The organism is Chryseobacterium luquanense (assembly GCF_026460945.1).
GTDB classification, from domain to species: Bacteria; Bacteroidota; Bacteroidia; order Flavobacteriales; family Weeksellaceae; genus Chryseobacterium; species Chryseobacterium luquanense.
Map to the genome: position 1 here is coordinate 224,820 of NZ_JAOVZV010000008.1, position 26,001 is coordinate 250,820.

Sequence of the window (26,001 nt, forward strand, 5' to 3'; positions counted from 1 at the left end):
TTCTAAATACTTTTTAAAATAGTAATCAGCGTTTCATTTTCATCTCGGTTTCCAACATTCAGTCTGATGCAATTCGGAATCTGAGGAAACCTTTTGCTGGTCAGAATTTTATTTTTAATCAATGTAGAATATACTTTTTCTCCATTTTCAAATTCAATCAGAAAAAAATTAGCATCCGTAGGAAATACTTTTGAAATACATTCTAAATTTTTCAACTGATCTTTGAGCCAGTCTCGTTCTTTCAGAATTTCATTTAAATTATTTTGAAAATCTTCGATCTGATCTAACTTTTCTAAAACTAAATTTTGACTCAAAACATTCACATTATAAGGTGATTTCACTGTGTAGATAAGATTGGTAATTTCTATGGACGAATAAGCAATTCCAACTCTTGCTCCCGCCAAACCCCAAGCTTTTGAGAATGTTTGCAAAGCAATTAGATTTGGATATTCATTGATTAATTCAAGACTTGACTTCTGCTCTGAAAATTCAATATAAGCTTCATCGACAACCACAATTCCGTCGAAATTCTGGAGGTAAAATTCAATGTCCTCGATTGAATTTCCCGTCGGATTATTGGGTGAACATAGAAATAATATTTTTGGTTGATTTTCTTTTATTATATTTAAAAAATCTTCCTTTATAATTTCAAAATTTTCATTGAGATTGAGCTGAACAACTTTATTTTCATTGATTGCGGCATAAAATCCATACATCGCAAATGAAGGATTCATCATTAAAATTGAATCAGTTTTGGGCTCACAAAAAACTTTAATAATTAAATCAATCAATTCATCGCTTCCATTACCTATTGAAATTTGATTAGGTGAAATAAACTTTATTTCTGATAGTTTTTGCTTTAATTTTTTCTGTGTAGAATCCGGATAACGGTTGAATTCACCAAACGGACTTTCGTTAGCATCCAGTAAAACAGGATTTTCAAACTCATTCTGATCTCTGAAACTGATGTAAGGTTGCAATTCCAAAATATTTTTTCTAACTAAATTATCGATATTAAATTCTTTCATTTTCTTGATTTAATCTGATTGAAACGGCATTTTTGTGAGCAAATAATCCTTCTGCTTCTGCCATAATTTCTATTGTTTTTCCTAAATTTTGAAGTCCTTCTTTTGACAAGTGCTGAAACGTAATTTTCTTTACAAAACTGTCTAAAGAAACGCCGCTATAATTTTTTGCAAAACCGTTTGTAGGAAGTGTGTGATTGGTTCCGCTGGCATAATCTCCGGCACTTTCACAGGAATAATTTCCAAGGAAAACCGAACCTGCATTTTGAATTCTGTTAATGTAATTTTCAAATTGTTCAACGGCTAAAATCAAATGTTCAGGTGCATACAGATTAGTGAATTCTAATGCTTCCTCCATAGAATCCAACAAAATAAAGTAGCTGTTGTTCAAAGATTGCTGAGCAAATTTGTTTCTTGGAAGTTTCTCAATCTGTTTTTTAACTTCCTCAATCGTTTCATTTAAAACCTTCAAATCTGTTGAAATAAAAATGACCTGACTGTCAATTCCATGCTCAGCCTGAGACAACAAATCTGCAGCACAAAACTCAGGAATAGCATTTTCATCAGCAATCACCAGAACTTCACTGGGACCTGCTGGCATATCGATGGCCAACCCAAAATTCTGAGTAAAATCTTTCGCTGCCACTACAAATTGATTTCCCGGACCGAAAATTTTATAAACATTGGGAATACTTTCTGTGCCTAAAGTCATGGCTGCAATGGCTTGAGCACCTCCCGTTTTAAAGATCTGACTAACTCCGCAAAGTTTTGCCGTATAAAGAATTGCGGGATTAATATTTCCGTTTTTATCCGGCGGAGTACATAAAATAATTTCCTTACAACCAGCTAATTGTGCGGGAATCGCAAGCATTAAAACAGTCGAAAATAAAGGGGCAGTTCCGCCCGGAATGTAGATTCCAACTTTTTCTATCGCTCGATTTTCTCTCCAACAAACCACTCCTTTCGTAGTCTCAATCTTTTCAATTTCAACGATTTGGGAAGCGTGAAATTTTGTAATATTCTCTTTAGCTTGTTGAATAGCATGTTTTAATTCCTCACTTGTTAATTCTTCTGTATTTTCTATTTCCTCTTCTGAAACTTTAATATTTTTAACTTCAGCATTATCAAATTTTTTATTAAAATCAATTAAAGCCTGGTCTCCATTTTCTTTAACTTGATTAAAAATATCTGCAATGATTTCCGTGAGTTTTTCTCTTTTGAAAACAGGTCTTTTTATTAATTCAGACCAATTATTTTTATCGGGATATTTATAAATTTTCATATCAAATTACCATTTTATCGATTGGAATTATTAGAATATCCTGTGCTCCTTTCTCTTTCAGTTCGTCGATTACTTCCCAAAATCTTTCTTCATTAATTACAGAATGAATACTGCTCCAACCCTCTTCTGCCAAAGGAATTACCGTAGGGCTTTTAAGGACAGGAAGTGTTTTAGAAATAATCCTGATTTTGTCATTCGGGACATTCATTAAGATATATTTTGAATTTTTCGCCTTTAAAACAGCTTTAACTCGGAATAAGAATTTTTCTAAAATAGCTTCTTTATCTTTATTTAATTGAAATGTTTTTGCCAGTACAGCTTCTGATTTTAAAAGCGTTACAGTTTCTCTCAAACCATTTTTAAACAGAGTACTTCCGGAGCTTACAATATCACAGATTCCGTCGGCAAGACCAATGTTTGGAGCAATTTCCACTGAACCTGAGATCACGTGAATATCAGCGGAGATACTGTTTTGTTCGAGAAAATTCTTAAGGGTATTTGGATATGATGTAGCAATTTTTTTACCTTGAAAATATTCCAAATCATCGGTTTCAATTTCTTTTGGGACAGCCAGTGAAACCCGGCATTTTGAAAATCCTAGCTTCTGGATAATTTCAATGTTCTTTTGTTTTTCAAACAACAGATTTTCACCGACAATAGCAATATCCACGATTCCATCTTCCAGATATTGAGGAATATCAGAGTTTCGCAGATACATAATTTCGATGGGGAAATTTTCTACAGAAACTTTTAACTGGTCTTTTCCGTTGTTGACGAAAATCCCGCAGTCTTTGAGGAGTTGAAGAGATTCTTCATAAAGCCGTCCGCTTTTTTGTATGGCAATTTTTAGTTTACTCATTTTACTTTTGTTGAGTCTGAGCAAATAAAAACTGGTTGAATTGAAAATTTCCCGGGATAAATTTTAAACACAAAAAAACCGTCTATTTACTCAGACGGTTTTTAAATATTTTTGATTTTTTAACACAAAATATATCGATCAATTCCGCCTAACAGAGATGATGATAATAATGATGTAGTGTTAAAAAATTTGGTTTCATTGTTGAAATTTTGTGATACAAATGTAGAACTTATTTTTAAACTGTAAAGATTTTATTGCAATATTTTTTTGTAAAGGCTCATTAATTGACTGGCAATTGGTTCATCATTAAACTTCTGAACAAACTCAAAACCCTTATCAGCACGACGTTTTCTTTCTGATTCATTATCCCAAAGAAATTTTATTTTTGATTGAATATCTAAATAATTATCAGGATTTATGTAAACAGAATCTGATCCACCCGCTTCAGGAAGACAACTCGTATTGCCTGTAACAGCCACTGTTTTTGAGAAAAGTGCCTCTATCAAAGGAATTCCGAAGCCCTCAAAAAAGCTTGGATAAACAAAAATATCCGCTGATTTGTAAATGACTGCCAATTCATCCATTGCAACATTTTCTAAAAAATAAATCTGGTTCTCCATTTTATTTTTCTCAATAAAATGCTTTATTTTTTGAAAATACTTTGTTTTCTTTCCAACAACAACCAGAGGTATTGATGTGTCTTTTATTGCTTTAACAATACTGAATAAATTTTTACGTTCTTCAATCGTTCCGACATTTAAAATAAACCGTTCAGGAAGATTAAATTTTTCTTTAGTTTTTTGTGAAAATTCCTCAGTTTGTTGTTCTTTAAAAGCTTTATGACAGCCTTGATAAATAACTTCAATTTTACTATCCGGAATTTTCAGATATTGAATAATATCTCTTTTGGTCTGCTCTGAAATGGCAATGATTTTATCTGCTGCATTTGCCGCTTTTTTGAATTTCCAAAAATGGATTTTTCTGTCAAAAAAAGAATAATATTGAGGATATCTTACGAATATCAAATCGTGAATAGTAACGATTTTTTTGATGGGTTTCTTGTCCCATTTTAAAGGTAATTCACCCGATAATCCGTGAAAAATATCCGCATTTTCTTTCTGCGCATCTTTCCCCATTTTGAATTGGCGAGACATTGTTCCTTTTGAGGTTTCTAAAAAGATAACGTTGGAGCTTTCTAAAATATCAGATTCTCTTTCAGATTTGTTTTTATTAAGTAACAGGTATTGGTTTTCAGGATAATATTTAGATAAAATCCTGATTAAATCTCTCGAATAATTCCCTAATCCTGAAGTATTATGAAAAAAACGTTTGGCATCAAATGCTATCTTCATTCTCAGGTTTTATAATGTTTTGGCTAAGCTGTTTTTTCTTCCAGTGTTCAGCTTTATCTTTATATAAAAAGAATTTTCCCAGCTTATATTTAAACTGCATATTATTATCATAATGCGGTCCCATAAAACGATGTGGAATGTTCGGATTTTCTCTTAAGCAGGCTTTGATTGCATCTGTGTAAACTGTTGGTCCTGTTGTTTTATGCACATTATGAGGATGTGGATTGTTTTTGATATTATCTAAAATCATCTCCAAAGTTCTCTGTAAAAATGGGTGTCCTGCAGCATAAGCAAGACCCCATTGTACATAATATGTTTGTGGAATTTCGTCCGTTACCAAAGCAACATCGTCTTCACGAATAAACTTTTTAATTGGCTTATTAATTCCGCTATCTACATCTAAGTAAACACCACCTTTTTTATAAAGAATGGCATATCTGAAAAAATCTGCTTTGGCAGCTCCTATCGTCAATCTATTGTAAGCTTTCAGATATTCCGGTGGAAATTCATCTTGAAAGAATGCCTGAATTCTGTTATCATCATAAAAATGATATTCATACTCGGGATTTTTCTTAAGCATTCTTTTGATATGAAATTTCGTAAGCCAAGGAAGCTTATCGGTTTTAAACGTCTGAAAAATTTGTTTAGGAATTGCCATTTGCAAGAAATTTAAACAGCTACATTATTTTCTCTTAAAGCATCATTAAGAGATGTTTTTTTATCTGTAGATTCTTTTCTCTGACCAATAATCAAAGCACAAGGAACCTGATATTCTCCAGCTGGATATTGCTTGGTATAACTTCCAGGAATTACCACTGAACGAGCAGGAACTCTACCTTTGATTTCAATTGGAGTATCTCCTGTAACATCGATAATTTTAGTTGAAGCTGTTAGAACAACATTAGCTCCCAAAACTGCCTCTTTTTCTACGTGAACTCCTTCTACAACGATACATCTTGAACCAATAAAACAATCATCTTCAATAATTACCGGAGCAGCCTGAAGCGGCTCCAATACGCCACCGATTCCAACACCACCACTCAAATGAACGTTTTTACCAATTTGTGCACAACTACCAACTGTTGCCCAGGTATCAACCATCGTTCCTGAATCTACATAAGCGCCAATATTTACATAAGAAGGCATCAAAATAACTCCAGATGCAATATAGGCTCCTTCTCTTGCAATTGCATGTGGTACAACTCTCACCCCTTTTTCAGCATAGTTTCTCTTCAAAGGCATTTTATCATGAAATTCAAACGGGCCTACCTCGATAGTTTCCATTTTCTGGATAGGGAAATACATTACCACAGCTTTTTTTACCCATTCATTTACCTGCCATCCGTTTTCTGTAGGTTCTGCTGTACGAAGTTCACCTTTATCAACCAAAGAAATAACCTCTCTAATTGCCTTTTGGCTGTCTTCATTCTGCAATAATTCTCTGTTGTCCCAGATATTTTCAATAGTTTGTTGTAACGACATAATACTGTTTAAAATTTATTTAAAAAATTCACTGCCAAATATACAAAAAAGTTGTGCAAAAGTGATGATTTAGAATGGATGTAGATGATTAAAATTTCATTAAATATTCCTACAAAAATCTTCTTACTTTGGCTTTATATTGAAGATAATCTTTGCCGTGTTGATTTAATAAAAAATCTTCTTCCAATCTGATTTGAGTTTGAATTAAAATATTAGAAACAACAAAAAAGATAAGTGAAATTAAAGTAGGTAATGTGAAAAACAAACCTATTAAACTTAGTAGCATTCCAAAGAAAATAGGATTTCTTGAATATTTGAAAAGCCCAGTTGTTATTAATTCTGTCTTAAGTTCTTCATCAATTCCGATTCGCCAAGAATTTTTCATCTGAAACTGAGCAATCAAAACCCAAATTAAGCTTAAAACCATTAAACTCATTCCAAAATATTTAAAAATATTATTTCTTAATAAGCTGATATTAAATTTTAAAGAAATATCTTGGGGGAAAATGAGCAGTAAAATCATATAAACGAAAAGTAGAAATAAAGCAATTTTAAAATACTTTCCGATCAATCCGTAAGCAGAATCATCTTTTGGCAGAACATTCGGATTTTTACCAATCCTTTTTGAAACGATAAAGCTTGTTCCAAAAAACGCTGTTAGAAAGAAAACAATAAAGAACAAAGGAGTGAAAACTCTGATAAAGTCTGTCATAATTAATAATTTTGACAAATGTAGAGTTCAATGAAATGCAATTCTATTGCAAAGTTTTACAAGACCCTTTGTGCATGAAGATAGGCTTTGTTCCAGTATTTTTCATTTAAAGAAGAAATGATGACACCTTTGGAAGTTGAAGCATGAATGAATTTTACTTCGCCATCATTTTCAATCGTGTGAACAATTCCCACATGGGAAACCCGACTTCCGCCTGAAGTGGCAAAAAATAAAAGATCACCCGGTTTTACAGTTGCAATATCAATCGATTTTCCTGAATCTGCCTGATCTGAAGATCTTCTTGGTAAATTAAAATTATTTTCCTGAAAAACTTTTACGGTAAATCCTGAACAATCGAAACCTGAAGAAGAGTTTCCTCCAAATTTATAAGGAGCTCCCAAATATCTTTCTGCATCCTTTAATAAGCTTTTTACAGAACCTGCAACTTTTCCGTCAAAATTAGAATCTAATTTTCTTAAGTTTTCAGATTTAGACATTGTTTTGGAAGGTGTCTTTTTTGATTCAGCTACACCTTTTGAGCTTCCGCAAGATATAATTGTTGCAGATGTTATTGCTAAAACAGCCAGTCTTTTATATAATTTAATTTCCGAAAAACGCATTTTCTTATTCATTTGAAAATCAATTAGATATTAATTCAATACAAATATAAATTAAATATTTTAATTATACAATAACTATACTACAACTATACTTTAATTATATAATAAATATTATTTTAATTCATTTTTAATCTCTATATTTGAGCCTGTTTTAGAAAATATGGCGACTTACGAAAGTTTTATTAAGCTCAACGGAGCAATTGGAGATTTGGTTTTTTATAATCTGAATGGTAAAAATATTGTCCGGAAAAAAAGTGGATTTAATAAAACAGCCTACAAGAAAAGCCCGACTTATGAAAAGGTCAGACAAAACAGCTCAGAATTTGGGCACTGTTCGAAAGTTGGGAAATTAATCCGTTCTGGTATTTCGAAATATATTGAGTTGGCGGAAGATGCCCTACTCTACCAGAGATTTGCAAGGACGATGACGGAAATTAAAGATTTAGATGCAGAACATGAAAAAGGAAACCGAAAGGTAATGTTTGGTTTAAAAACTAAAGAAGGAAAAATCATACTTCAAAACTTTGAACTGGGGAAATTTCAAAGTTTTAGACAGGATGCACATATTTTATTAGGTTTGTGGGATAAAAGCCTGCATTTAGATAAAGCAATTATCGCTGACGAAATTATGATTGTAAGTGTTAAAATAGATTTTGAAAATTTTCTCACGGAATCTTTTGAGGAAAAAATATTCTTACATGAAAATCAAAATGAAATGGTTTTTGAAAACCATTTTTCAGAGGAAGATGAAGTGCTTCATTTTGTTGTAGCAAAAAAAGATTCTCAGATTATAAAAATGGGATTTGTTTAAAATAAAAAATCGGCTGCAAACTTTGTTTACAGCCGATTTTAATTTATAATAGTTTTATCTACTTCGTTTTGTCTTTTGCTCCAATCCAAGAACCGCTTTTTGAGGGAGTTGGAGAATCGTTTCTCCAGTTACCGTTACCTTTTTTCTCAAGATTTAGTGTTCCCGAAAATTCTCCGTCTGCCGGTAAAACCAGTTCTGCTGTAAGTTGTCCCGATCTGTCTAAATTTCCTGAAATATTGTAGTTTACATTACTATTCTCATTATACATTGTTCCTGTCACTTTTCCGTCACTGGCAACTACAAATTTCCATAGACCTTTTTCTGTACCTTCGTAAGTACCCGACCAAGTTCCGATATAGTCTGTAAGCGTTTCGTCATCTGAAGTACAACTGATAAGGCAGAAAGTTGTCAATAAAAGTAAAAAAAGTTTCTTCATAGTTTACAATAGTTTATGAAATAAGTTTATTTAGTCAATATATCTTTAAAAAAAGTCTTAAAATTTCAAGATAGTTTTTGAAATTGGTGCTATCTCTACATTTTTAGAATTGGGCAAATATATCAATTTAATTTTATAGTTTAATCTTTTAAGATGATATTTTAAGTAATTCGGAATAAATTTATTTTGAAACATTATTTTTCATAGCATATTTTTTTCTGCTCTCAAAAGACCTTGTTTAAAGGAAAACTATTTTTAATCTGTAACAAAATTGAATTATGATTTGAATCATAAACGTTTGGTTAATATAAGATTTAGATTTGAGGCAATTAATAACCACAGAGATTTAGATTCAATTAAGTGTAAAAACCTTCCAGAATTGGAAGGTTTTGTTTTTTTATCTAAAAAATTTATTAATTTAAATTCATAAATAATATTTACATTTGTACCACTTCAAAATTTGGGGGATTAGCTCATCTGGCTAGAGCGTTAGACTGGCAGTCTAAAGGTGACGGGTTCGATCCCCGTATCCTCCACTTTTCAAAACCTAAGTCTTAATATTCTTTTTAGTAACTATAAATTACTTAATTAAGGCTATTTTTATTGTTTTAATAAGAAATCTTTAATTGAAATTATTAATTTGTATTCATTTGAAAGAATTTTAAAATTGTAGTTAATTTTATGTATTATTCCGAAATATTCTTCAGAAAAAGCACTTATGAAATTGAAGAAAAAGATATTATAGATTTCTTTGCTCAAAATCAAGAGGAAACATCTGTACTTGAATTTAAATCAGGTGATGTTGCTCTTGAAAAAATATATAGAGAAGTAACTGCACTACACAATTCACAAGGTGGCTTAATAATTATAGGTTCGCCTAGACCAACAAAAGATAAGAATGGAAAGGAAACATTTCAGGGCTCGTTAACAAGAAGTATTCATAGGCATAAAGATTGGTTATATCAAAAAATTTCAAGCAATATATCTCCAGTACCTACTGAATTACGTATACACGATGTTTCAATTGAAAATGGAATAGTTCAAATAATTGATATTCCCAAAAGTAATAATCCGCCGCATCAATGTTTAAATGACGGAATTTATTATTTGCGATTTGAAACAGAAACAAGATATGCTCCTCATGGTCTCGTAGAATCGTTTTTTAATAGAAGACAAGAACCTACGGTAGATTGTTTTATTCAAAGCAACATTATTACTAAACAAGACAAGAAACAGATACAAGTTACTCTCAAGATTATAATTAAATCTAAACTCCCATTAATAGGTCTTCATTATATAATTAATGTAGACAATGTTTACAAGGCTGAAGCTTTCGATGAAACAGTTGACGGATGGTATCCATTACGAACTATAGTAAGTAATAAAGGAATAAGATACTCTCGATCGGTGGATAAAAATAATATTGTACTTGTTGAAGGGGTCTCGTATGAAAGCGATTATTTATTATCTAATCTAAATGAACCATTATTAATATCTATATTAATTTGGAGTTCAAACATGAATTTGAAAAAGTTTTATTTTATTATTTCCCCTAACGATAATAAATATTATAAACTACCAATACATGATGATTCTAACCATGAAGTCAACTTTGCTATTAATGAAATAGTTTCGAATGCTAAAAGTAGAAATGAAAATATTGATGAAAAAGGTTTTTTAAAATTAATAGCAAAACTTTATGAAAATAAAGTTCAATCTTAATTAAGGTAGATTAAATTTTACGTTTATTTAAAAGATATTATTCTTTAAATCTTTGGAACTAAAAGATTTTTATGTTCAATAAGTTTTTATCAATTTTTTATTAAAAAACGTGCACTGTTTCCAGCACACGTCTTAACAAGATTGAATATATAATAACTAACTTTTCTTTATTTCCATCCACCACCTAAAGCTCTGTATAAATCTACGGCAGCTTTCATTTTACTGTATTGTGCATTAGAGATATTCAGTTCGGCATTCAATGAATTGACATTGGCGTTTAATACTTCAAGATAATTAGCCATCCCATAGTTCACCAATTCCTGAGAATATTCTACTGAGTTTTGGTAAGCATTCAATTCTTTCGTTTTTAAATCAATGAAAGAATCCTGTACAGAAAATACTCTGATAGCATCAGAAACTTCTTTTCCTGCAGTAAGAACGGTTTTTCTAAAATTTAAATATGCCGTTTCCTTATTTGCCAAACTAACTTCGTAGTTGGTTTTAATCTGTCTTTTATTTAAAATCGGTTGTGCTAAACCTCCGATCAAACTTGCAAATAGTGAATTGACACTGAATAAATGATCAATATCCACTGACTGTAATCCACCGCTTCCTGTCAGTTTTAAAGTCGGATAAAACTGTGCTTTTGCAGAATTTGTTAATTCAAAAGCATTCATCAGATTAAATTCTGCCTGCATTACATCAGGACGGTTTGCCAATAAATTGGCAGGATAGCCTAATGCAAAGTTTGCAGGAAGTGTTTGTCCTTCTAAAGTTGACCTTTCAATCGCTTGTGAAGGTTCACCCATCAAAAGACTCATCGTATTTTCCAGTTGCTGAATCTGAGTATCAATATCAATCAACAAAGACTGAGCATTGTAAACCAAAGCAGCACTTTGCTGAACGGCAACTTCTGTCAGCGTTCCGGCTACTTTTAAAGCTTTCGTAGTTTCAAGATTATTTTCACGGATTTTTATCGTCTCCTGAATGATTTTTTTCTGATCATCTAAAGTCAATAACTGATAATAACTTGAAGCAATTGATGAAACCAAATCACTTTTCACAGCCTGGTGTGCCGCAATATTTCCTAAATACGTTGCCAGCTGAGCTTTTTCCTGAGCTTTTAATTTTCCCCATAAATCTGCTTCCCAAGCGATGCTTCCGGTAATGTCAAACTGGTTCACATATCTTCTCTCTCCAATGATCTGCCCAAACTGAGTGTTCAAAGACTGCGTCTGAAAAGTATAACCAGGCCCCACTGTTAATGTAGGTTGGTAAGCGGCTTTGCTCTGTCTCAAATACGCTTCTGCAGAAGTAATGTTCTGCAGAGCGATTCTTATATCTAAATTGTTTTCTAAAGCTTTTGAAATATGCTTTTGAAGAATAGGATCGGTAAATATTTCTTTCCAGGAAACATTCGCCGTGCTTGTGCTGTCCTGCGGAAGCATATCTGTACGGAAAAGTTTTTCATCTACTACCGCTGCAGGTCTTTCATACTCCTTTCTGACATGACAAGAAGTAATAACCAGAGCGGTAAGCACTGAAAAAGCAGTTCCTTTTATTATTGATAAATTTTTCATTATTTAAATCTTAAAGATTTCTTATTCAGCTAAATTGATGTCTTTTGGTTTGATCGGCTTGATTTTTTCCTGCAAAGTCTGGAAAACCACGTACAACACAGGGATTACAAATATTCCTAAGATCGTACCTATCAACAATCCAATAGAAGCACCTGTTGCGATGGATCTGTTACCAACTGCACCAATTCCGCTTGCCAAAACCAAAGGTAATAGACCACAGATAAAGGCTAATGATGTCATCAAAATCGGTCTCAGTCTCGCTTTAGCTGCGTTGATGGCTGATTCCACGATCGTTTCACCATGATGTCTTCTCTGAACCGCAAATTCGATAATCAAAATCGCATTTTTCGCTAACAATCCGACCAACATGATTAATGCAATCTGGAAGTAAATATTGTTCTCTAATCCCATTATTTTCTGTCCGAAATAAGCTCCCATTACCCCAAGAGGAAGTGAAATTACCACGACTAAAGGCAAAATGTAACTTTCGTACTGAGCGGAAAGAATGAAATATACAAACACCAAACTCAAAGCAAAGATCAATAAAGTCTGAGATCCTGAACTTAATTCTTCTCTCGTAAGACCTGTAAATTCAACATCATAATTCTGATCCAAGGTTTCTTTAGCAACCTCCTGAACCGCAGTAATCGCATCACCAGAACTGAATCCGGCTTTGTTGGCTCCTGTGATTTTTACCGAAGTAAACAAGTTGTAACGACCAACAGATTGTGGACCATAGGTTTTTGTCAACGTCACAAACTGTGAAATCGGTGACATTTCTCCTGAACTTGTCTTCACATAATATTGGTTAAGATCTTCTGCACTTACTCTGTTTTCAGGAAGTGCCTGAATCATTACTCTGAACTGTTTTCCGTACTTGGTAAAGTCAGCACCATAAATTCCACCAATGTAGCCTTGCATCGTTGCCAAAATATCATTTACAGAAACTCCTTTTTGTTTAGCTAAAGGAACATTGATTTCCATCATGTACTGAGGATATTTGGTATTGAATGAAGTCTGAGCAAATTCAATTTCAGGTCTCTGCATTAAGTTTCCGATGAATTCGTTGGTTTTAGCATCCAATTCAGCAAAATCACCTCCTGATTTATCCAAAAGTACCATTTCAAAACCTGCACTGTTACCGAATCCCGGTACACTTGGAGGTTGGAAGAATACTACTTTCGCATCAGGCACTTTTCCTGCAAGACCAAATAATCTCTTAGAAATCTCTTCAGAAGATAATCCATCTCCTTTTCTATCGTCAAATGGTTTCAGTTTAATAAAGGCAAGACCATTATTACTACCGTTTCCGGATAATAATCCTCTACCCGTAGAAATCGTGACATTCTGAATTCCAGGGATTTTCATGGCATCTTTCTGCAAAGTCTTCAGAACGTTGTAGGTTCTTTCCATTGATGCGCCTGGAGGCAACTGTACATCAGTAAAGATAATTCCTCTGTCTTCTGTAGGTACGAAACCTTTTTTCATACTTCCGTTAGCCCAATAGATAATTCCACAAGTACCCACAAGAATAAGTAAGGTCACCCATTTATGTTTAATTAAGAAATTGAATCCTCTTCCGTAACGGTCTGTAGCCGTTTTAAATCCAATATTAAATTTATAAAAGAACTTCTGAATGAAATTTTTATTTTTATAATCTTCGTGATGCTCTTCGTGTGGTTTTAAGAATAATGAACATAAAACCGGACTCAACGTCAATGCATTAACAGCTGAAATAATGATTGCAATAATCAAAGTGATTCCAAACTGCTGATAAAATACTCCGGTTGGTCCTGTAATAAATGTCACCGGAATAAATACTGCTGCCATTACCAAGGTAATCGAGATAATCGCTCCTGTAATTTCATCCATCGCCTCTACGGTTGCTTTCTTCGCATTTGAAATACCGTTTTCCATCTTGGCGTGTACAGCCTCGACGACGACGATCGCATCATCGACCACAATACCAATCGCCAATACCAATGCGAAAAGCGTTAAAAGGTTTAATGAATATCCAAATAAATTCAGGAAGAAGAATGTACCCACAATTGATACCGGAACTGCTATCGCAGGAATCAAGGTTGATCTGAAATCCTGTAAGAAAATATACACCACAATAAATACCAGGATAAATGCTTCTATCAAAGTATGAATTACTTTTTCAATAGATGCATCCAAAAATTCGTTGGTGTCAAAGTTGAAAGTGTATTTTACACCTTCAGGATATGAACTTTCATTTTCTTTAAGCTGCTTTTTAATGTTTTCAATAATCTCCTGAGCATTCGATCCCGGAGTCTGGAAAACTCCCATACTGATCGAAGGATTGTCACCATTTTCACCAATTCCAGAATAAGAAAGACCTCCCAATTCAACTTTCGCAACATCTTTCAGCATTAAATTCTGTCCGTCAGGAAGAGATTTAATGATAATATCATCGTACTGTTCTTTTTCACTGAATTTCCCGACATATTTAATGATATATTCAAAAGAACTTCCGCTGTTTTGCCCCAAAGAACCTGCAGCTGCTTCTCTACTCTGATCGTTAATTGCATTCGTAACTTCCGTTGGAGTAATTCCATACGCTGCCAGTTTTGCAGGATCCAGCCAGATTCTCATTGAGTAGTTTTTTCCACCAAAAACGTTGGCTTCACCTACTCCATTGATCCTCTGAAGATTTGGGATAACGTTGATATTCAAAAAGTTTTGAAGATAAACATCATCAATATTTTTATTCTCAGAATAGAACGACAGATACATCAGTGCACTGGTCTGCTGTTTCTGAGTTACTACCCCAGCTCTTGTAACCTCACTTGGAAGTAAAGGGGAAGCTCTCGCCACACGGTTTTGAACGTTTACCGCAGCGATATCTGCATCAACCCCTTGTTTAAAAAATACCTGAATCTGAGCCGAGCCGTCGTTACCTGCTGTCGAAGTAATATAATCCATTCCTTCAACACCATTGATCTGTTCTTCCAAAGGAACAACTACACTCTTCATTACGGTTTCAGCGTTGGCTCCGGTGTAATTTGCTCTCACACTCACTGTTGCCGGTGCAATGTCAGGATACTGTGTAACCGGAAGCGCTGTCAATCCCAAAACCCCGAGAATAACAATCAGGATGGAGATTACAGTGGATAAAACCGGTCTGTTAATAAAGTTCTTTATCATTTTAGAATTTCGGTTTTACTGATTGTACAAGGCTATCCATGCTTACTTTTTTAGGTTTTACGGCAGTACCCGGTTTTATATTTCCTGTTCCCGCTGCAATAATGACTTCACCTTTTTTAAGTCCGGATTTTATCAAAGCTAAATTGTCGATTCTTTCAATGACTTCTACAACCGTATTTCTTGCCGTATCTTTTTCAACTTTATAAACGTAAACAATACCTTGCTGCTCGTAAGTTGCACTTTCCGGAACCACCAAAACGTTGTCAAATGTCTTAGGGAATCTTATCGTTCCGCTGTTTCCGTTGCTTAAAAGTTTCTGTGCATTTTTGAATGCAACTCTGAACTGAATTGTACCCGTTGTAGCGTCGATAGAACCTGTGATGGCTTCAATTCTTCCTTTTTCAGGATATAAGCTTCCGTTGGCAAGTTGCAATTCAACCATTGGAAGGTTTTTAATTTTTTCAGGAACACTTGCTCCGACAGATTTTTCAAGGAAGTCAAAATATTCTTTTTCATTCATTGAGAAATAAGCGAAAACTTCTGAAGTGTCTGAAATCGTCGTTAGTGCTGTTTGGTCTGTTGGTCCGACTAAGCTTCCTACTTTTAATGGTAATTTACCGATCACACCAGATATAGGCGCACGAATAATTGAGTAATCAACGTTAGCTGCTGCTCCTTTATAATTGGCATTCGCCTGCTGTCTTGCAGCAATTGCCTGCTGAACCTGAGCCTGAGCCTGAGAAAGATTTGCCTGAGCAGTTTGAAGCTGAATATTACTGATGATGTTTTTTTCAACCAAAGGTTTCAGCTTATTGACTTCAACCTGTGCTGCATTTACTGCTGCCTGAGCTGCTGCAATGTTTGACTGTGCGGCACCTACTCCCGCTTTGGCTGCTGCTGCAGTTTCATTTAATGTATTGGTTTCCAGACGGAATAATGGCTGTCCTTTGGTTACATATTGTCCTTCATCCACAAGAACCTGAGTAATGTAGCCTGATATTTTTGCTCTCACGTCATTGTTTACTCTACCTTCAATACTTGCAGGGAAGACATCATATCCCGTTATATTTTTATTTTCTACCGAAATTACCGGAAATGGTTTTGGGCCATCCTGTTTCGGAGCTTCTTTTTTGCAGGCAGTCAGAGAAAATGCTGCTACAGAAAATAGTATAAGCTTGTTTGTCATTTTTATAGTTTATTAAGAGATTCCTGAATATTTACGATACTTTTATTTAAAAGAGATTTATAAACCTCCATTTTTTGGTCATAGTCTTCATCTTTTATTTTTCTGAATTGATTAAGATCGTCTAAGAGTTTAAGCTCATCCTGCATTTTCTGAACTATTTTTTCAAATCTGATTTTTTTATAATCATCATTGGCGAAAAAATAACGTTTTCTCTCATCCATTTTATTGACATCGATAATCAATTCTGAATTTATAAGTAAGTTGAGACTGGTAGAAACAGAACTTTTGCTTGCCGAAAAAACTTCGACAAACTCATCAAAAGTAATTCCCACCTTCTCAAAATCGAAAATCAGGTAGGAATAAATTTTTGAAGCCAAAGGTGGCAGATTGAGAATAGTGCCGTAAAATTTTACCGCATCCTGAAAGATTTTCTCATCTACTTCCAGACTTTTTTTCATTATAGAATAATTTTGAACAAATTTAAAAATTAGTTCGGAACTAAACGAACAAACTCAATAGAGTTTATAAATAAACAGTTTCTTAAAGAATCAATGAAAACAGATTTAACTTTTTGCTGTTTTTTAAATCAACACTTTTTCAAAAGCTTTTCGCACACCGCCTGCAAGAAAAACTTCACCACAATACGAGTAGCCTTTGGATTCCAAAATTTTTAGCATGGCGAGATTGTCATAATTGGTATCTACTTTTATGCTGGAAACATTTTGTGATTTTGTAAAATCTTCAATATAATCGAAAAGTTTTTTTGCAAGTCCCTGTCCTGCAAAGTCTTCAGAAACTGCTACTCTATGAACTACGACGAATTCTCCATTAGTAAGCCACTCACCTTCAATGGAGCTGTAAGCAGGTTCATCATTAAATATTAATGCTACAAAAACAGCTACTTCACCATCAACTGTAAGAACGTAACCAAATTCTTTTGATACATCACTTTCTACCGTTTGTAAATTCGGATAACCGTTTTGCCACTGTGCACTTCCGTCTACCCTTCTTCGTTCGATAGATTGCTGGATAATTTTCCATATAATATTGATGTCTGTGGTATCTGCTTTTCTAAAATGGATTTCGTTTTTATGAGTCATATAAAGTTTTTATTACAAACTTGTAAGTTGGCAAATAACATAATTAGTGCCAAAAAATTCATATTAAAATTTTATTAAGAAAATAATAATTTGTTGCTGAGTGCTAAAAAAAAACCGAAAATTAAAATGAATTAATTTTCGGTTCCGAAGTAGTAAAATTTAAAATTATGAAATTGTTTTTATTGATTCTGATTTTGTTGAAGATAAGCATCTATAATGTCAAATGCTTTCTTTTCATCCTGCAGATCTACCATCACTTTTAAAGTTGTTGCTGTAGGTGTTGTAGTAAAAGTAAGATAATTATTTTCTACATCATTAGTGATCTGTGCATCTTCTAACTTTGACTTTATCAACTGTATTTCTGCAGGCTTGTCACTTTCAAAAACTGATACTCTCGTGTTTCTTTCCATATAAAATCCATTTTGAGTATCTAAATTTAGAATTTTTTTTTCAGAATTCCAAATTTGGAGTTTTAAATATTATTAATATTATTTTCAATTTTGTCTAAAGCAATTTGAATTTCCTCTTTAGTAACATTTAAATGTGGTCTGAATCTTATTGACTGATCTCCGCAAGAAAGGATAATTAAACCGTCATTATACAATTCATTTCTCATTTGATCTCTATGTTCTCCTGAAGGCAAATCTATTGCGCACATCAAACCTTTACCTCTTGCATTAGATAATTTTTCAGGATATTTCTGAGCTAAGTTTTGTAAACCTTCCAAAAGATATTCACCAACAATATTGGCATTTTCTAAAAGATTTTCTTTTTCAATAACTTCCATTACCAATTGAAAACGAAGCATATCAATAAAGTTTCCGCCAAAAGTAGAATTGATTCTTGAGCTTTCACGGAAAACATTATTAGGAATTTCGTCAAATTTTTCTTTGTTCGCTAAAACTCCACAAACCTGAGTTTTTTTACCGAACGAAATAATGTCAGGTCTTACACTTAAATGTTCAAAAGCCCACATTTTACCGGTAATTCCGATTCCTGTCTGTACTTCGTCAAAAATTAAAAGAACTTCATGCTCGTCGCAGATATTTCTTAAACCGACAAAAAATTCGTCTCTGAAATGATTGTCGCCACCTTCAGCCTGAATCGGTTCTATGATAATACAAGCTACTTTATCAGGATTTGAAAGAATTGATTCTGTGATTTGGAGCAAAGCTAAATTTTCATTTTTAATGGTTTCCTCTAAATTTTCTTCAGTAATCGGGAAATGTAATTTAGGATTCAAAATTCTCGGCCATTCAAACATCGGGAAATATTGATATTTTCTTGGATCTGAAGTGTTGGTTAAACTTAAAGTATACCCACTTCTTCCGTGAAATGCCTGTCTGAAATGAATACAAATTCCCGCTTCAATATCTAAACCTTTTTCGAAATTTTTTCTTGTTTTCCAATCGAAACAAGCTTTCATAGCATTTTCAACACCCAAAGCTCCACCTTCAATAAAAAATGCATACTGCAATTCTTTAGGTAAAACTACTCTTTCGAAAACTTCAAGAAAATGTGCATATTCTTTAGAATAAACATCTGCCAAAGTTGGTTTGTTGACAGCCATTTTTCCCAGCCATTCAGATTTTTCAACTAAATAAGGGTGATTGTAACCGATAGAAGCAGAGCCGAACATTGAAAACATATCAAGAAAATTTTTTCCTGAAACCGAATCATGAATCCACGATCCGTGAGAATTTTCAATATCCATTACAAAGTCAAAACCGTCTGCTAAAACGTGTTTTCCTACGGTTTCTTTTATTTTATTTGACTGAATTTCTACTGTATTGTCCATATAATTGTGATTGAAAGATTGAAATATTTAAAGATTTAAAATAACTGAGGACAACATCTTAAATCTTTAAATAACTTGAATTTTAATTATAATTTATAAATCAAATTTAATTCCCTGAGCCAATGGAAGACTTGCTGTGTAATTAATGGTATTGGTTTGTCTTCTCATGTAGTATTTCCATACATCAGAACCGGATTCTCTACCGCCTCCTGTTTCTTTTTCACCACCAAAAGCACCCCCAATTTCGGCACCTGAAGTTCCAATATTAACGTTTGCAATTCCACAATCTGAACCTGCATGAGAAAGGAATAATTCTGCTTCTCTCAAATTCTGAGTCATAATTGCTGATGATAAACCTTGAGGAACATCATTCTGGATTGCAATTGCTTCTTCTAAAGTTGAGTATTTAATTAAATATAAAATAGGCGCAAAAGTTTCGTGCTGAACGATTTCGAAAGAGTTTTTAACTTCAGCAATACAAGGTTTTACATAACAACCAGATTCGTAGTCTTTTCCTTTTAAAACTCCACCTTCAACAACAAATTTACCGCCTTCTTTTTTACACTTTTCAATCGCTAATTCATATTGATTGACAGCTTCAACATCGATAAGCGGCCCAACGTGCATGTTTTCGTCTAAAGGATTTCCGATTTTTAATTGTCCGTAAGCTTTTGCCAAACGGTTTTTCACTTCGTCATAAACAGATTCATGAATAATTAATCTTCTTGTAGAAGTACATCTTTGACCTGCAGTTCCTACAGCTCCGAAAACAGCTCCGATAATTGACATATCCAAATCTGCGTCTTTAGAAATAATGATAGCATTGTTTCCGCCTAATTCAAGGATTGATTTCCCAAATCTTTCAGCAACTTTAGAAGAAACCATTCTTCCAACTCTTGTAGAACCTGTGAATGAAACCAAAGCGACGCGTTTGTCGTCAACCAATTTCTGTCCGATTGTATGATCTGCAACCAACACACTTGAAATTCCTTCAGAAAGATTATTTTCTGCTAAAACTTCATTCATAATATTTTGGCAAGCAATTGCACAAAGCGGAGTTTTTTCTGATGGTTTCCAGATGGTAACGTTTCCGCAAATCCAAGCTAAAGCTGTATTCCAAGCCCAAACTGCAACAGGAAAATTAAATGCTGTAATGATGCTGACAATTCCAAGCGGATGATATTGCTCGTACATTCTGTGTCCCGGTCTTTCCGAATGCATTGTGTAACCGTGAAGCTGTCTTGATAAACCAACTGCAAAATCGCAGATGTCTATCATTTCCTGAACTTCACCAAGACCTTCCTGTAATGATTTACCCATTTCATAAGAAACCAGTTTTCCAAGATCGTCTTTATATTCTCTTAATTTTTGCCCGAGTTGACGTACAATTTCGCCTCTTTTCGGCGCAGGCATTGTTCTGAATTCTAAGAATGCTTTTTGAGCAGATTCTATTACTTTGTCGTAATCTTTTTCGTTCGACAATTTTACTTTTCCAATTAATCTTCCGTCTGCCGGAGAATAACTTTCTATCGATTTTCCTGATGCAAAGAATTTTCCGCCAATGGAAGTTCCTTTATTTTCATCTTTGATTCCTAAATTTTTTAATGAATTTTCAATTCCGAAATCTTTGATTTTTTTTGACATAAAAATTTAACTTTTCGTTTTGCCTAAGATAGAAAATATTACTCAACTGGAAAATTTTAATTTTTTTTAACCTATTTATTATTTGGAATCATTTTAAACATGCCTATCTTTGTACACCAATATTTACTACTCTGAAATGGAAAATAAGGAAGTTTTAAACGAACAAAATGTAGAAAAAAGTACAAGGTGGAAAAAAATGCTGAAGAAATTCGGGATTTGGGGAATTGTATTTTTTACGGTAAAAGGTATCATCACTTCTACCCTTATTTATTTCATGGGTAAAAACTTCTGGAGTATCATCAGCGGATACTTTACCGGTGCTGCTGAATAAAAAAAAGCAAAGAAATTATTCTCTGCTTTTGATTTTTGTTTAAAACTAAATTATTCTTTTTTCTTCCTTCCCGAATTGATTAGACTCTGACTAAGAAGATATTCAATTTGTCCGTTGACGCTTCTGAATTCGTCATTTGCCCATTTTTCAAGAAGTTTATAGGTAGACTCATCTATCCTTATCACGAAAGATTTTTTGCTTTTGTTTTCGGGAGAGTTTTGAGCTTTTTCTGATTTCATTTTGTCTGTTTTTCTTATTGCTTTGTTTTTAACGCAAAGAGAGCAAAGATTTTTTTATAATCTGATTTTTTTTAAGTTCGCAAAGGCGTTTCACTCAGCAAAGAACACTGTAATTTTAATTATTTACAACAATCTCTTTGTTATCAATCTTAGCTCAACCTTAATTATACAAAGTTCCTGCATTTAAAATTGGTTGTGCTGCTTTTTCGCCACAAAGAACGACCATTAAATTGCTTACCATTGCGGCTTTTCTTTCATCATCCAATTCTACGATATTTTCTTCTGAAAGTTTCTTTAATGCTAAATCTACCATTCCTACTGCACCTTCAACGATTTTAGTTCTTGCTGCAACAATTGCTGTAGCCTGTTGTCTTTGTAGCATCGCTCCTGCAATTTCTGATGCATAAGCTAAGTGCGAAATTCTCGCTTCCTGAATAATAATTCCTGCTTTTGAAAGTCGGTCTGTTAATTCCTGTTCAAGAATTGAATTGATTTTATCTCCTCCTTCTCTTAATGTAATCGGAGCATGATCGTCTTCTAAATTATCATAAGGAAAACTCATCGCCAAATGACGAACTGCTGCTTCACTCTGCATTTTCACAAAATCTGAATATCTTTCAACATCAAAAGCAGCTTTATAAGTATCGCCTACTTTCCAAACCATTACAACGGCGATTTCGATTGGATTACCCATTTTGTCGTTAACCTTCAAAGTCTGTCCCTGTAAGTTCTCTGAACGTAAAGACATTTTTTGAGATGAATACAAAGGATTGATAAAGAAAAGTCCGTTGTCTTTTACAGAGCCTACATATTTTCCGAAGAAATTAAGTACTCTTGAATGATTAGGCTGAATAATCATTAAACCTTTCAATAAAAAACACGTGATAAAAAATGAAATAATTGAAATGATGATATACGTGACATCTGGATTTTCTCCATCATTTATACCATAAATAAAAAGATAAGCTGAACCTCCCAATAAAAGAAGAGAGATTACTAATGCCAAATAACCTGACATTGGTTTTAAAGATTTTTCCATGATTATAATTTTTAAAGTGATATTATTTTGATATCATAAAGATATGTATAAGTTTTGAGTTATTAGTTATGTGTCTAAAATTATTTAATTGTATTTCACAACAAAAAATCCCGAAAAATAACTTTCGGGATTTTTATAAATATATATGAATGATTTATTTTTTCTTTAAAGCAACAAACTTAAAGTAAGATACTAATGCTAAAGTAAACATTGTTGCTAAGCCGATATATACCCAAGCCGGAATTGGAACAGGATCTCCTGCTGCATAAGAGTGAAGTCCACTTAAGTAATAATTTACTCCGAAATACGTCATGACCATCGAACAGAAAGCAAACATTGTCGCGACACTGAATGCCCATCTGCTTCTTAATCCCGGAACCAATCTCATGTGTAAAACAAATGCATAAACCATAATCGAGATAAATGCCCATGTTTCTTTCGGATCCCAGCTCCAATATCTTCCCCAAGATTCATTTGCCCAGATTCCGCCTAAGAAGTTTCCTACTGTTAATGCAAAAAGTCCTATTGTTAAAGACATTTCAGATACAATTGCCAATTCTTTTAATGTAGAATCATTATGTAATTGAAACTGTTTTCTATCTGTAATGATATAGAATACCAATGTAATTACGGCAATAATCATCGACAGTGCAAAGAAACCATAACTCGATACAATAATGGCAACATGCACAACTAACCAATACGATTTAAGAACTGGCGCCAATGGTGTGATCTGTGGGTTAAGTGCTACTGCTCCGTGAGCAAAACCCATCATAATTACCGCAACCATAAATCCAGCTGCTGGAATTAATGCATTAGAATGGTTTTTATTTGATAATTTCTTTTCAGAATCTTGTTGTTTCAATTTTGGATTTCCAAATCCGAAATAGAACATCATCCCCGCTGAAACTCCTATCCATGAAATGAAAATAATTGCTTCGTAACCATTACTCCAAGGAGCATGACCAGAAATATACCATCTTGCAATCAGTCCTAAAAAGTGAACAATATAACCAACAAGTCCGAGATAAATGATTGCTTTGATAATATTATTAAGGATTTTGGTCGGCTTAAATAATTCCACAAAACCTAAAACAAATACCAATCCACCAATTACCGTATAGAAAATTAACAAGAAAAAGTTAATGTTTGCTTTATTAATGAAAACTTCTAAATCTACTTTTTCTTTTGCAGGAACAACTGCTTTCCCCCATTTCTGCTGATAGTCTGAAAGTTTTTTCAATTCAGCATCTGCTTTGCTCCAATCTCCTGTTTTTTGAGCCTGAAGTGCTTCTGCAAAATACGGTCCCATTACTTTTTGAGATTCCATATCCGGTTCCATTTTCTGGTCAAGCCAAGAATGCCAAGTGTGATTCGGGTCATTTTTTACAGGAACAATTCTCATAAACTGTCCACTGAAAAACTCATTAAAAATCTGAACTTTTTCGTTTAATTTAATAACTTCCTTGTCATACTCAGACTGTAATGCCGGTTTTTTACGGAATGCGGTGTTATATTCTTCATCTAAAATATAAGTAAGATTTCCGTTGGCATCAGATGGAAATAAATTCATCAAAGTTGTATAGCCATCTTCATCTGCCTTCACGCGTTTTAAAAGTGCTTTCCCTCCTTTTGCATCTACTTTTATAAGAGGAACCATCGTCCAGCTTGGTGTATCTGTATTAATTGATAAAAACCACTGTTCAGCTGTTAAGTATTTTCCGTCAGTTCCCTTAAATTTATCTTTTTGGTAAAGTTTTCTTAAAATATCTAAAGCCTGTGTATTAATCGGAACAATTCTACCTTCGTAATTTTGCACCAAAAGATAGCCAAATCTGTCTGCGTGCTCTTCACTAATTTTATTTCTCGAAATAATTTCGTCTGGTGAAATAATTTTCATCTTCGTCAAAGGAGCAGCTAAAGAATTAGAATTCTGCTGATTTCCTTGTGGTTGAGTTGTTTGAGGGGCTACTTCATGAGTATGATTATCTCCTTCTTTATGTACATGGGTACCACTTCCATCGTCTGTTCCATGCATTTCAATTTTCTGAGCGCTTAATGTTAAGCTTAAGAATAATAAAACAACTGTTGTTGCTCTTTTCTTATTGATGTCTTTCAGCATTTTATTAAGTTTCCAGAAGTGTGTCCCTTTCCAGAAAAACATCACAAACATACCTCCGAATAAGAATGTATAACCGATGTAAGAAATCAATGTTCCCCAATAATCGTGGTTTACAGAAAGTAAAGTTCCCATTCTATCCGGTGTATAACTTGCCTGGAAAAAACGGTAACCTTTATAGTCAAGGATATTATTCATGTAAATTTTATAGGGTGTCTGTTTTCCTTCGTCAATTACTTTTACGTGACTTTCATAAGCACTTGGAGATGAACTTCCCGGATATGTTTCCATTACAAAATCATCAAGTTTAATTGCGAAAGGTGTGTTATAGATTTTAGGACCAAAACCAACCATAATATTCAATCCATCCATTGTTACTTGCTTGTAAGAATTAGGATTTCCTCTTTCTACAGAAAGCTCTACAATTTGCTTTGTTTTTGGACCTTGAAGTTCGATAGTCATTGCATCAGGAACATTCTGGTCTTTCTTTTTATCTCCTTCAAAAGCTATCAATTTTCCTTTTCTAAGAGGTTCAGGAACAACTAATTTTAGTTCATTAATATTATATAAACTTCTTAAAACCAAAGGTTGAAACTGGTCTTTCGTAGTATTTCCAGTTGCCTGAGTTGCCATTGTCATGTATGTTGCATCAACAGGAGTTTTAATGAACATTTGACCATTTTCCTGTTTGAATTCTACTGCTCCATCAATAGCTCTGTTGAAAGTAACCAAGGTTCCGTTGATTGATTTTGTTTCTCCGGATTTGATGTAAATATTCTGTCTTCCCGTTTCTGCTGTAGAAACTAAGTGAAGATATTCAACACCATTTTGATCAGCAACTAAACTGTCTTTTTTTCTTTGAACATAATCTAAGGTTTTCACTTTAATTTCTTGTCCGTGAAAGTCATAGGTTGCATTAAAATCTTTGTGCAAAGGTGACATCAAATAAGGTACATCCTGATAATTCAGTACATCACCTTTATTTTCAATCTGAATCTTAAAAAACTGTTTGTCTGTTACAATTTCGTTTGAAGTTTCACCTTCTCTAATGGTCATTTGTCCTTCAAAACTGATGTATCTTGTAATCGCACCACCAATGAAAATAAAAATAAAGGCAAGGTGGAAAACCAAAACCGGCCATTTTTCTCTTTTCCAAAGACGGTAACGCGCTATATTTCCACAAAAGTTTATGATAAGGAGAAGCATAATGAGTTCAAACCATTTTGCTTCATAGATTAAGGCTTTTGCAGCAGGTGTTCCATAGTCGTTTTCAAGGAACGTTGCATAAGCCATAGAAAACGCGTAAACCAGCAATAGAACTGCCATTGTTCTGGTTGAAATAAGAATATCTTGGATCTTCTTCATATTTTTTTTACTTGACATGCAAAAATAAGCATGATAAACCGAAAGGCGGATAAAAAAAGCTGTTTTTTGTCATTTTAAAGGGGATTTAGCTTATTTTGAAACATTCTTAATAAGTGAATTTTAATTAAATA

General features: G+C 33.6%; 23 protein-coding genes and 1 tRNA gene. 4 read left to right on the top strand and 20 right to left on the bottom strand.

Annotated elements, in window-relative coordinates; all coding sequences use genetic code 11:
• Nucleotides 1-2: 2 nt before the first annotated feature.
• From hisC to OEA66_RS09320, 8 genes are all read right to left on the bottom strand, one after another.
• Nucleotides 3-1,028: a histidinol-phosphate transaminase gene (hisC, locus tag OEA66_RS09285; RefSeq protein ID WP_267281107.1), complete on the bottom strand. Its 1,026-nt coding sequence runs from the start codon at nucleotides 1,026-1,028 to the stop codon at nucleotides 3-5.
• Nucleotides 1,015-2,307, bottom strand: a complete 1,293-nt coding sequence (hisD, locus tag OEA66_RS09290) for a histidinol dehydrogenase (RefSeq protein ID WP_267281108.1) — start codon at nucleotides 2,305-2,307, stop codon at nucleotides 1,015-1,017. The genes hisC and hisD overlap by 14 nt, the downstream gene beginning before the upstream one ends.
• A gap of 1 nt (nucleotide 2,308) precedes the next feature.
• Entirely contained in the window at nucleotides 2,309-3,166 is an 858-nt protein-coding gene (hisG, locus tag OEA66_RS09295; protein ID WP_267281109.1) for an ATP phosphoribosyltransferase, read from the bottom strand.
• A gap of 251 nt (nucleotides 3,167-3,417) precedes the next feature.
• Complete coding sequence (locus tag OEA66_RS09300) at nucleotides 3,418-4,518, bottom strand: glycosyltransferase family 4 protein (protein WP_267281110.1); 1,101 nt, start codon at nucleotides 4,516-4,518, stop codon at nucleotides 3,418-3,420.
• The gene (locus tag OEA66_RS09305; RefSeq protein ID WP_267281111.1) at nucleotides 4,502-5,176 is read right to left on the bottom strand and encodes a glycosyltransferase family 32 protein; all 675 of its coding nucleotides are present in this window, start codon (nucleotides 5,174-5,176) and stop codon (nucleotides 4,502-4,504) included. Before OEA66_RS09305 ends, OEA66_RS09300 begins: the two co-directional genes overlap by 17 nt.
• Before the next feature lie 11 nt (nucleotides 5,177-5,187).
• Nucleotides 5,188-6,000 (bottom strand): 2,3,4,5-tetrahydropyridine-2,6-dicarboxylate N-succinyltransferase, encoded by an 813-nt coding sequence (locus OEA66_RS09310; protein ID WP_115619041.1) that lies wholly within the window; start codon nucleotides 5,998-6,000, stop codon nucleotides 5,188-5,190.
• A gap of 109 nt (nucleotides 6,001-6,109) precedes the next feature.
• Nucleotides 6,110-6,712, bottom strand: coding sequence for a methyltransferase family protein (locus OEA66_RS09315; RefSeq protein ID WP_267281112.1), 603 nt, complete (start codon nucleotides 6,710-6,712; stop codon nucleotides 6,110-6,112).
• A 56-nt stretch (nucleotides 6,713-6,768) separates the two neighbouring features.
• Complete coding sequence (locus tag OEA66_RS09320) at nucleotides 6,769-7,344, bottom strand: C40 family peptidase (protein ID WP_267281113.1); 576 nt, start codon at nucleotides 7,342-7,344, stop codon at nucleotides 6,769-6,771.
• 148 nt (nucleotides 7,345-7,492) lie between these two features.
• Between OEA66_RS09320 and OEA66_RS09325 the strand changes: the two genes are divergently transcribed.
• Nucleotides 7,493-8,143 carry a hypothetical protein gene (locus tag OEA66_RS09325; RefSeq protein ID WP_267281114.1) on the top strand — a complete coding sequence of 217 codons (651 nt, stop codon included), beginning with the start codon at nucleotides 7,493-7,495 and terminating at the stop codon, nucleotides 8,141-8,143.
• A 58-nt stretch (nucleotides 8,144-8,201) separates the two neighbouring features.
• On the opposite strand, the gene OEA66_RS09330 is transcribed toward OEA66_RS09325, so the two are convergent.
• Nucleotides 8,202-8,579, bottom strand: coding sequence for a hypothetical protein (locus OEA66_RS09330; protein WP_267281115.1), 378 nt, complete (start codon nucleotides 8,577-8,579; stop codon nucleotides 8,202-8,204).
• 462 nt (nucleotides 8,580-9,041) lie between these two features.
• Between OEA66_RS09330 and OEA66_RS09335 the strand changes: the two genes are divergently transcribed.
• Both OEA66_RS09335 and OEA66_RS09340 read left to right on the top strand, forming a co-directional pair.
• Nucleotides 9,042-9,115 (top strand) — tRNA-Ala (locus tag OEA66_RS09335).
• 145 nt (nucleotides 9,116-9,260) lie between these two features.
• Nucleotides 9,261-10,301, top strand: a complete 1,041-nt coding sequence (locus OEA66_RS09340) for an AlbA family DNA-binding domain-containing protein (protein ID WP_267281116.1) — start codon at nucleotides 9,261-9,263, stop codon at nucleotides 10,299-10,301.
• A gap of 167 nt (nucleotides 10,302-10,468) precedes the next feature.
• On the opposite strand, the gene OEA66_RS09345 is transcribed toward OEA66_RS09340, so the two are convergent.
• The 8 genes from OEA66_RS09345 to amaB form a co-directional block, all read right to left on the bottom strand.
• Nucleotides 10,469-11,881 carry an efflux transporter outer membrane subunit gene (locus OEA66_RS09345; protein ID WP_267281117.1) on the bottom strand — a complete coding sequence of 471 codons (1,413 nt, stop codon included), beginning with the start codon at nucleotides 11,879-11,881 and terminating at the stop codon, nucleotides 10,469-10,471.
• Between the two features lie 21 nt (nucleotides 11,882-11,902).
• The gene (locus OEA66_RS09350) at nucleotides 11,903-15,049 is read right to left on the bottom strand and encodes an efflux RND transporter permease subunit (RefSeq protein WP_267281118.1); all 3,147 of its coding nucleotides are present in this window, start codon (nucleotides 15,047-15,049) and stop codon (nucleotides 11,903-11,905) included.
• Nucleotide 15,050: 1 nt separating this feature from the next.
• Nucleotides 15,051-16,235 carry an efflux RND transporter periplasmic adaptor subunit gene (locus tag OEA66_RS09355; RefSeq protein WP_267281119.1) on the bottom strand — a complete coding sequence of 395 codons (1,185 nt, stop codon included), beginning with the start codon at nucleotides 16,233-16,235 and terminating at the stop codon, nucleotides 15,051-15,053.
• A 2-nt stretch (nucleotides 16,236-16,237) separates the two neighbouring features.
• Complete coding sequence (locus tag OEA66_RS09360) at nucleotides 16,238-16,693, bottom strand: transcriptional regulator (protein ID WP_267281120.1); 456 nt, start codon at nucleotides 16,691-16,693, stop codon at nucleotides 16,238-16,240.
• Nucleotides 16,694-16,816: 123 nt separating this feature from the next.
• Nucleotides 16,817-17,335 carry a GNAT family N-acetyltransferase gene (locus OEA66_RS09365; RefSeq protein ID WP_267281121.1) on the bottom strand — a complete coding sequence of 173 codons (519 nt, stop codon included), beginning with the start codon at nucleotides 17,333-17,335 and terminating at the stop codon, nucleotides 16,817-16,819.
• Nucleotides 17,336-17,514: 179 nt separating this feature from the next.
• Nucleotides 17,515-17,745, bottom strand: coding sequence for a DUF2007 domain-containing protein (locus OEA66_RS09370; RefSeq protein WP_267281122.1), 231 nt, complete (start codon nucleotides 17,743-17,745; stop codon nucleotides 17,515-17,517).
• A 62-nt stretch (nucleotides 17,746-17,807) separates the two neighbouring features.
• Nucleotides 17,808-19,133 (bottom strand): L-lysine 6-transaminase, encoded by a 1,326-nt coding sequence (gene lat / locus OEA66_RS09375; protein WP_267281123.1) that lies wholly within the window; start codon nucleotides 19,131-19,133, stop codon nucleotides 17,808-17,810.
• A 93-nt stretch (nucleotides 19,134-19,226) separates the two neighbouring features.
• On the bottom strand, nucleotides 19,227-20,777 hold the full coding sequence (gene amaB, locus OEA66_RS09380; RefSeq protein WP_267281124.1) for an L-piperidine-6-carboxylate dehydrogenase: 1,551 nt from the start codon (nucleotides 20,775-20,777) through the stop codon (nucleotides 19,227-19,229).
• Between the two features lie 136 nt (nucleotides 20,778-20,913).
• Here amaB and OEA66_RS09385 point away from each other — a divergent pair, with 136 nt between their 5' ends.
• Nucleotides 20,914-21,108: a hypothetical protein gene (locus OEA66_RS09385; protein ID WP_267281125.1), complete on the top strand. Its 195-nt coding sequence runs from the start codon at nucleotides 20,914-20,916 to the stop codon at nucleotides 21,106-21,108.
• A gap of 50 nt (nucleotides 21,109-21,158) precedes the next feature.
• Here OEA66_RS09385 and OEA66_RS09390 read toward each other — a convergent pair whose 3' ends face one another.
• The 3 genes from OEA66_RS09390 to OEA66_RS09400 form a co-directional block, all read right to left on the bottom strand.
• On the bottom strand, nucleotides 21,159-21,347 hold the full coding sequence (locus OEA66_RS09390; RefSeq protein WP_267266114.1) for a type II toxin-antitoxin system antitoxin: 189 nt from the start codon (nucleotides 21,345-21,347) through the stop codon (nucleotides 21,159-21,161).
• A gap of 160 nt (nucleotides 21,348-21,507) precedes the next feature.
• The gene (locus OEA66_RS09395; RefSeq protein WP_267281126.1) at nucleotides 21,508-22,386 is read right to left on the bottom strand and encodes an SPFH domain-containing protein; all 879 of its coding nucleotides are present in this window, start codon (nucleotides 22,384-22,386) and stop codon (nucleotides 21,508-21,510) included.
• 154 nt (nucleotides 22,387-22,540) lie between these two features.
• Complete coding sequence (locus OEA66_RS09400; RefSeq protein WP_267281127.1) at nucleotides 22,541-25,870, bottom strand: cytochrome c biogenesis protein; 3,330 nt, start codon at nucleotides 25,868-25,870, stop codon at nucleotides 22,541-22,543.
• Nucleotides 25,871-26,001: the final 131 nt, after the last annotated feature.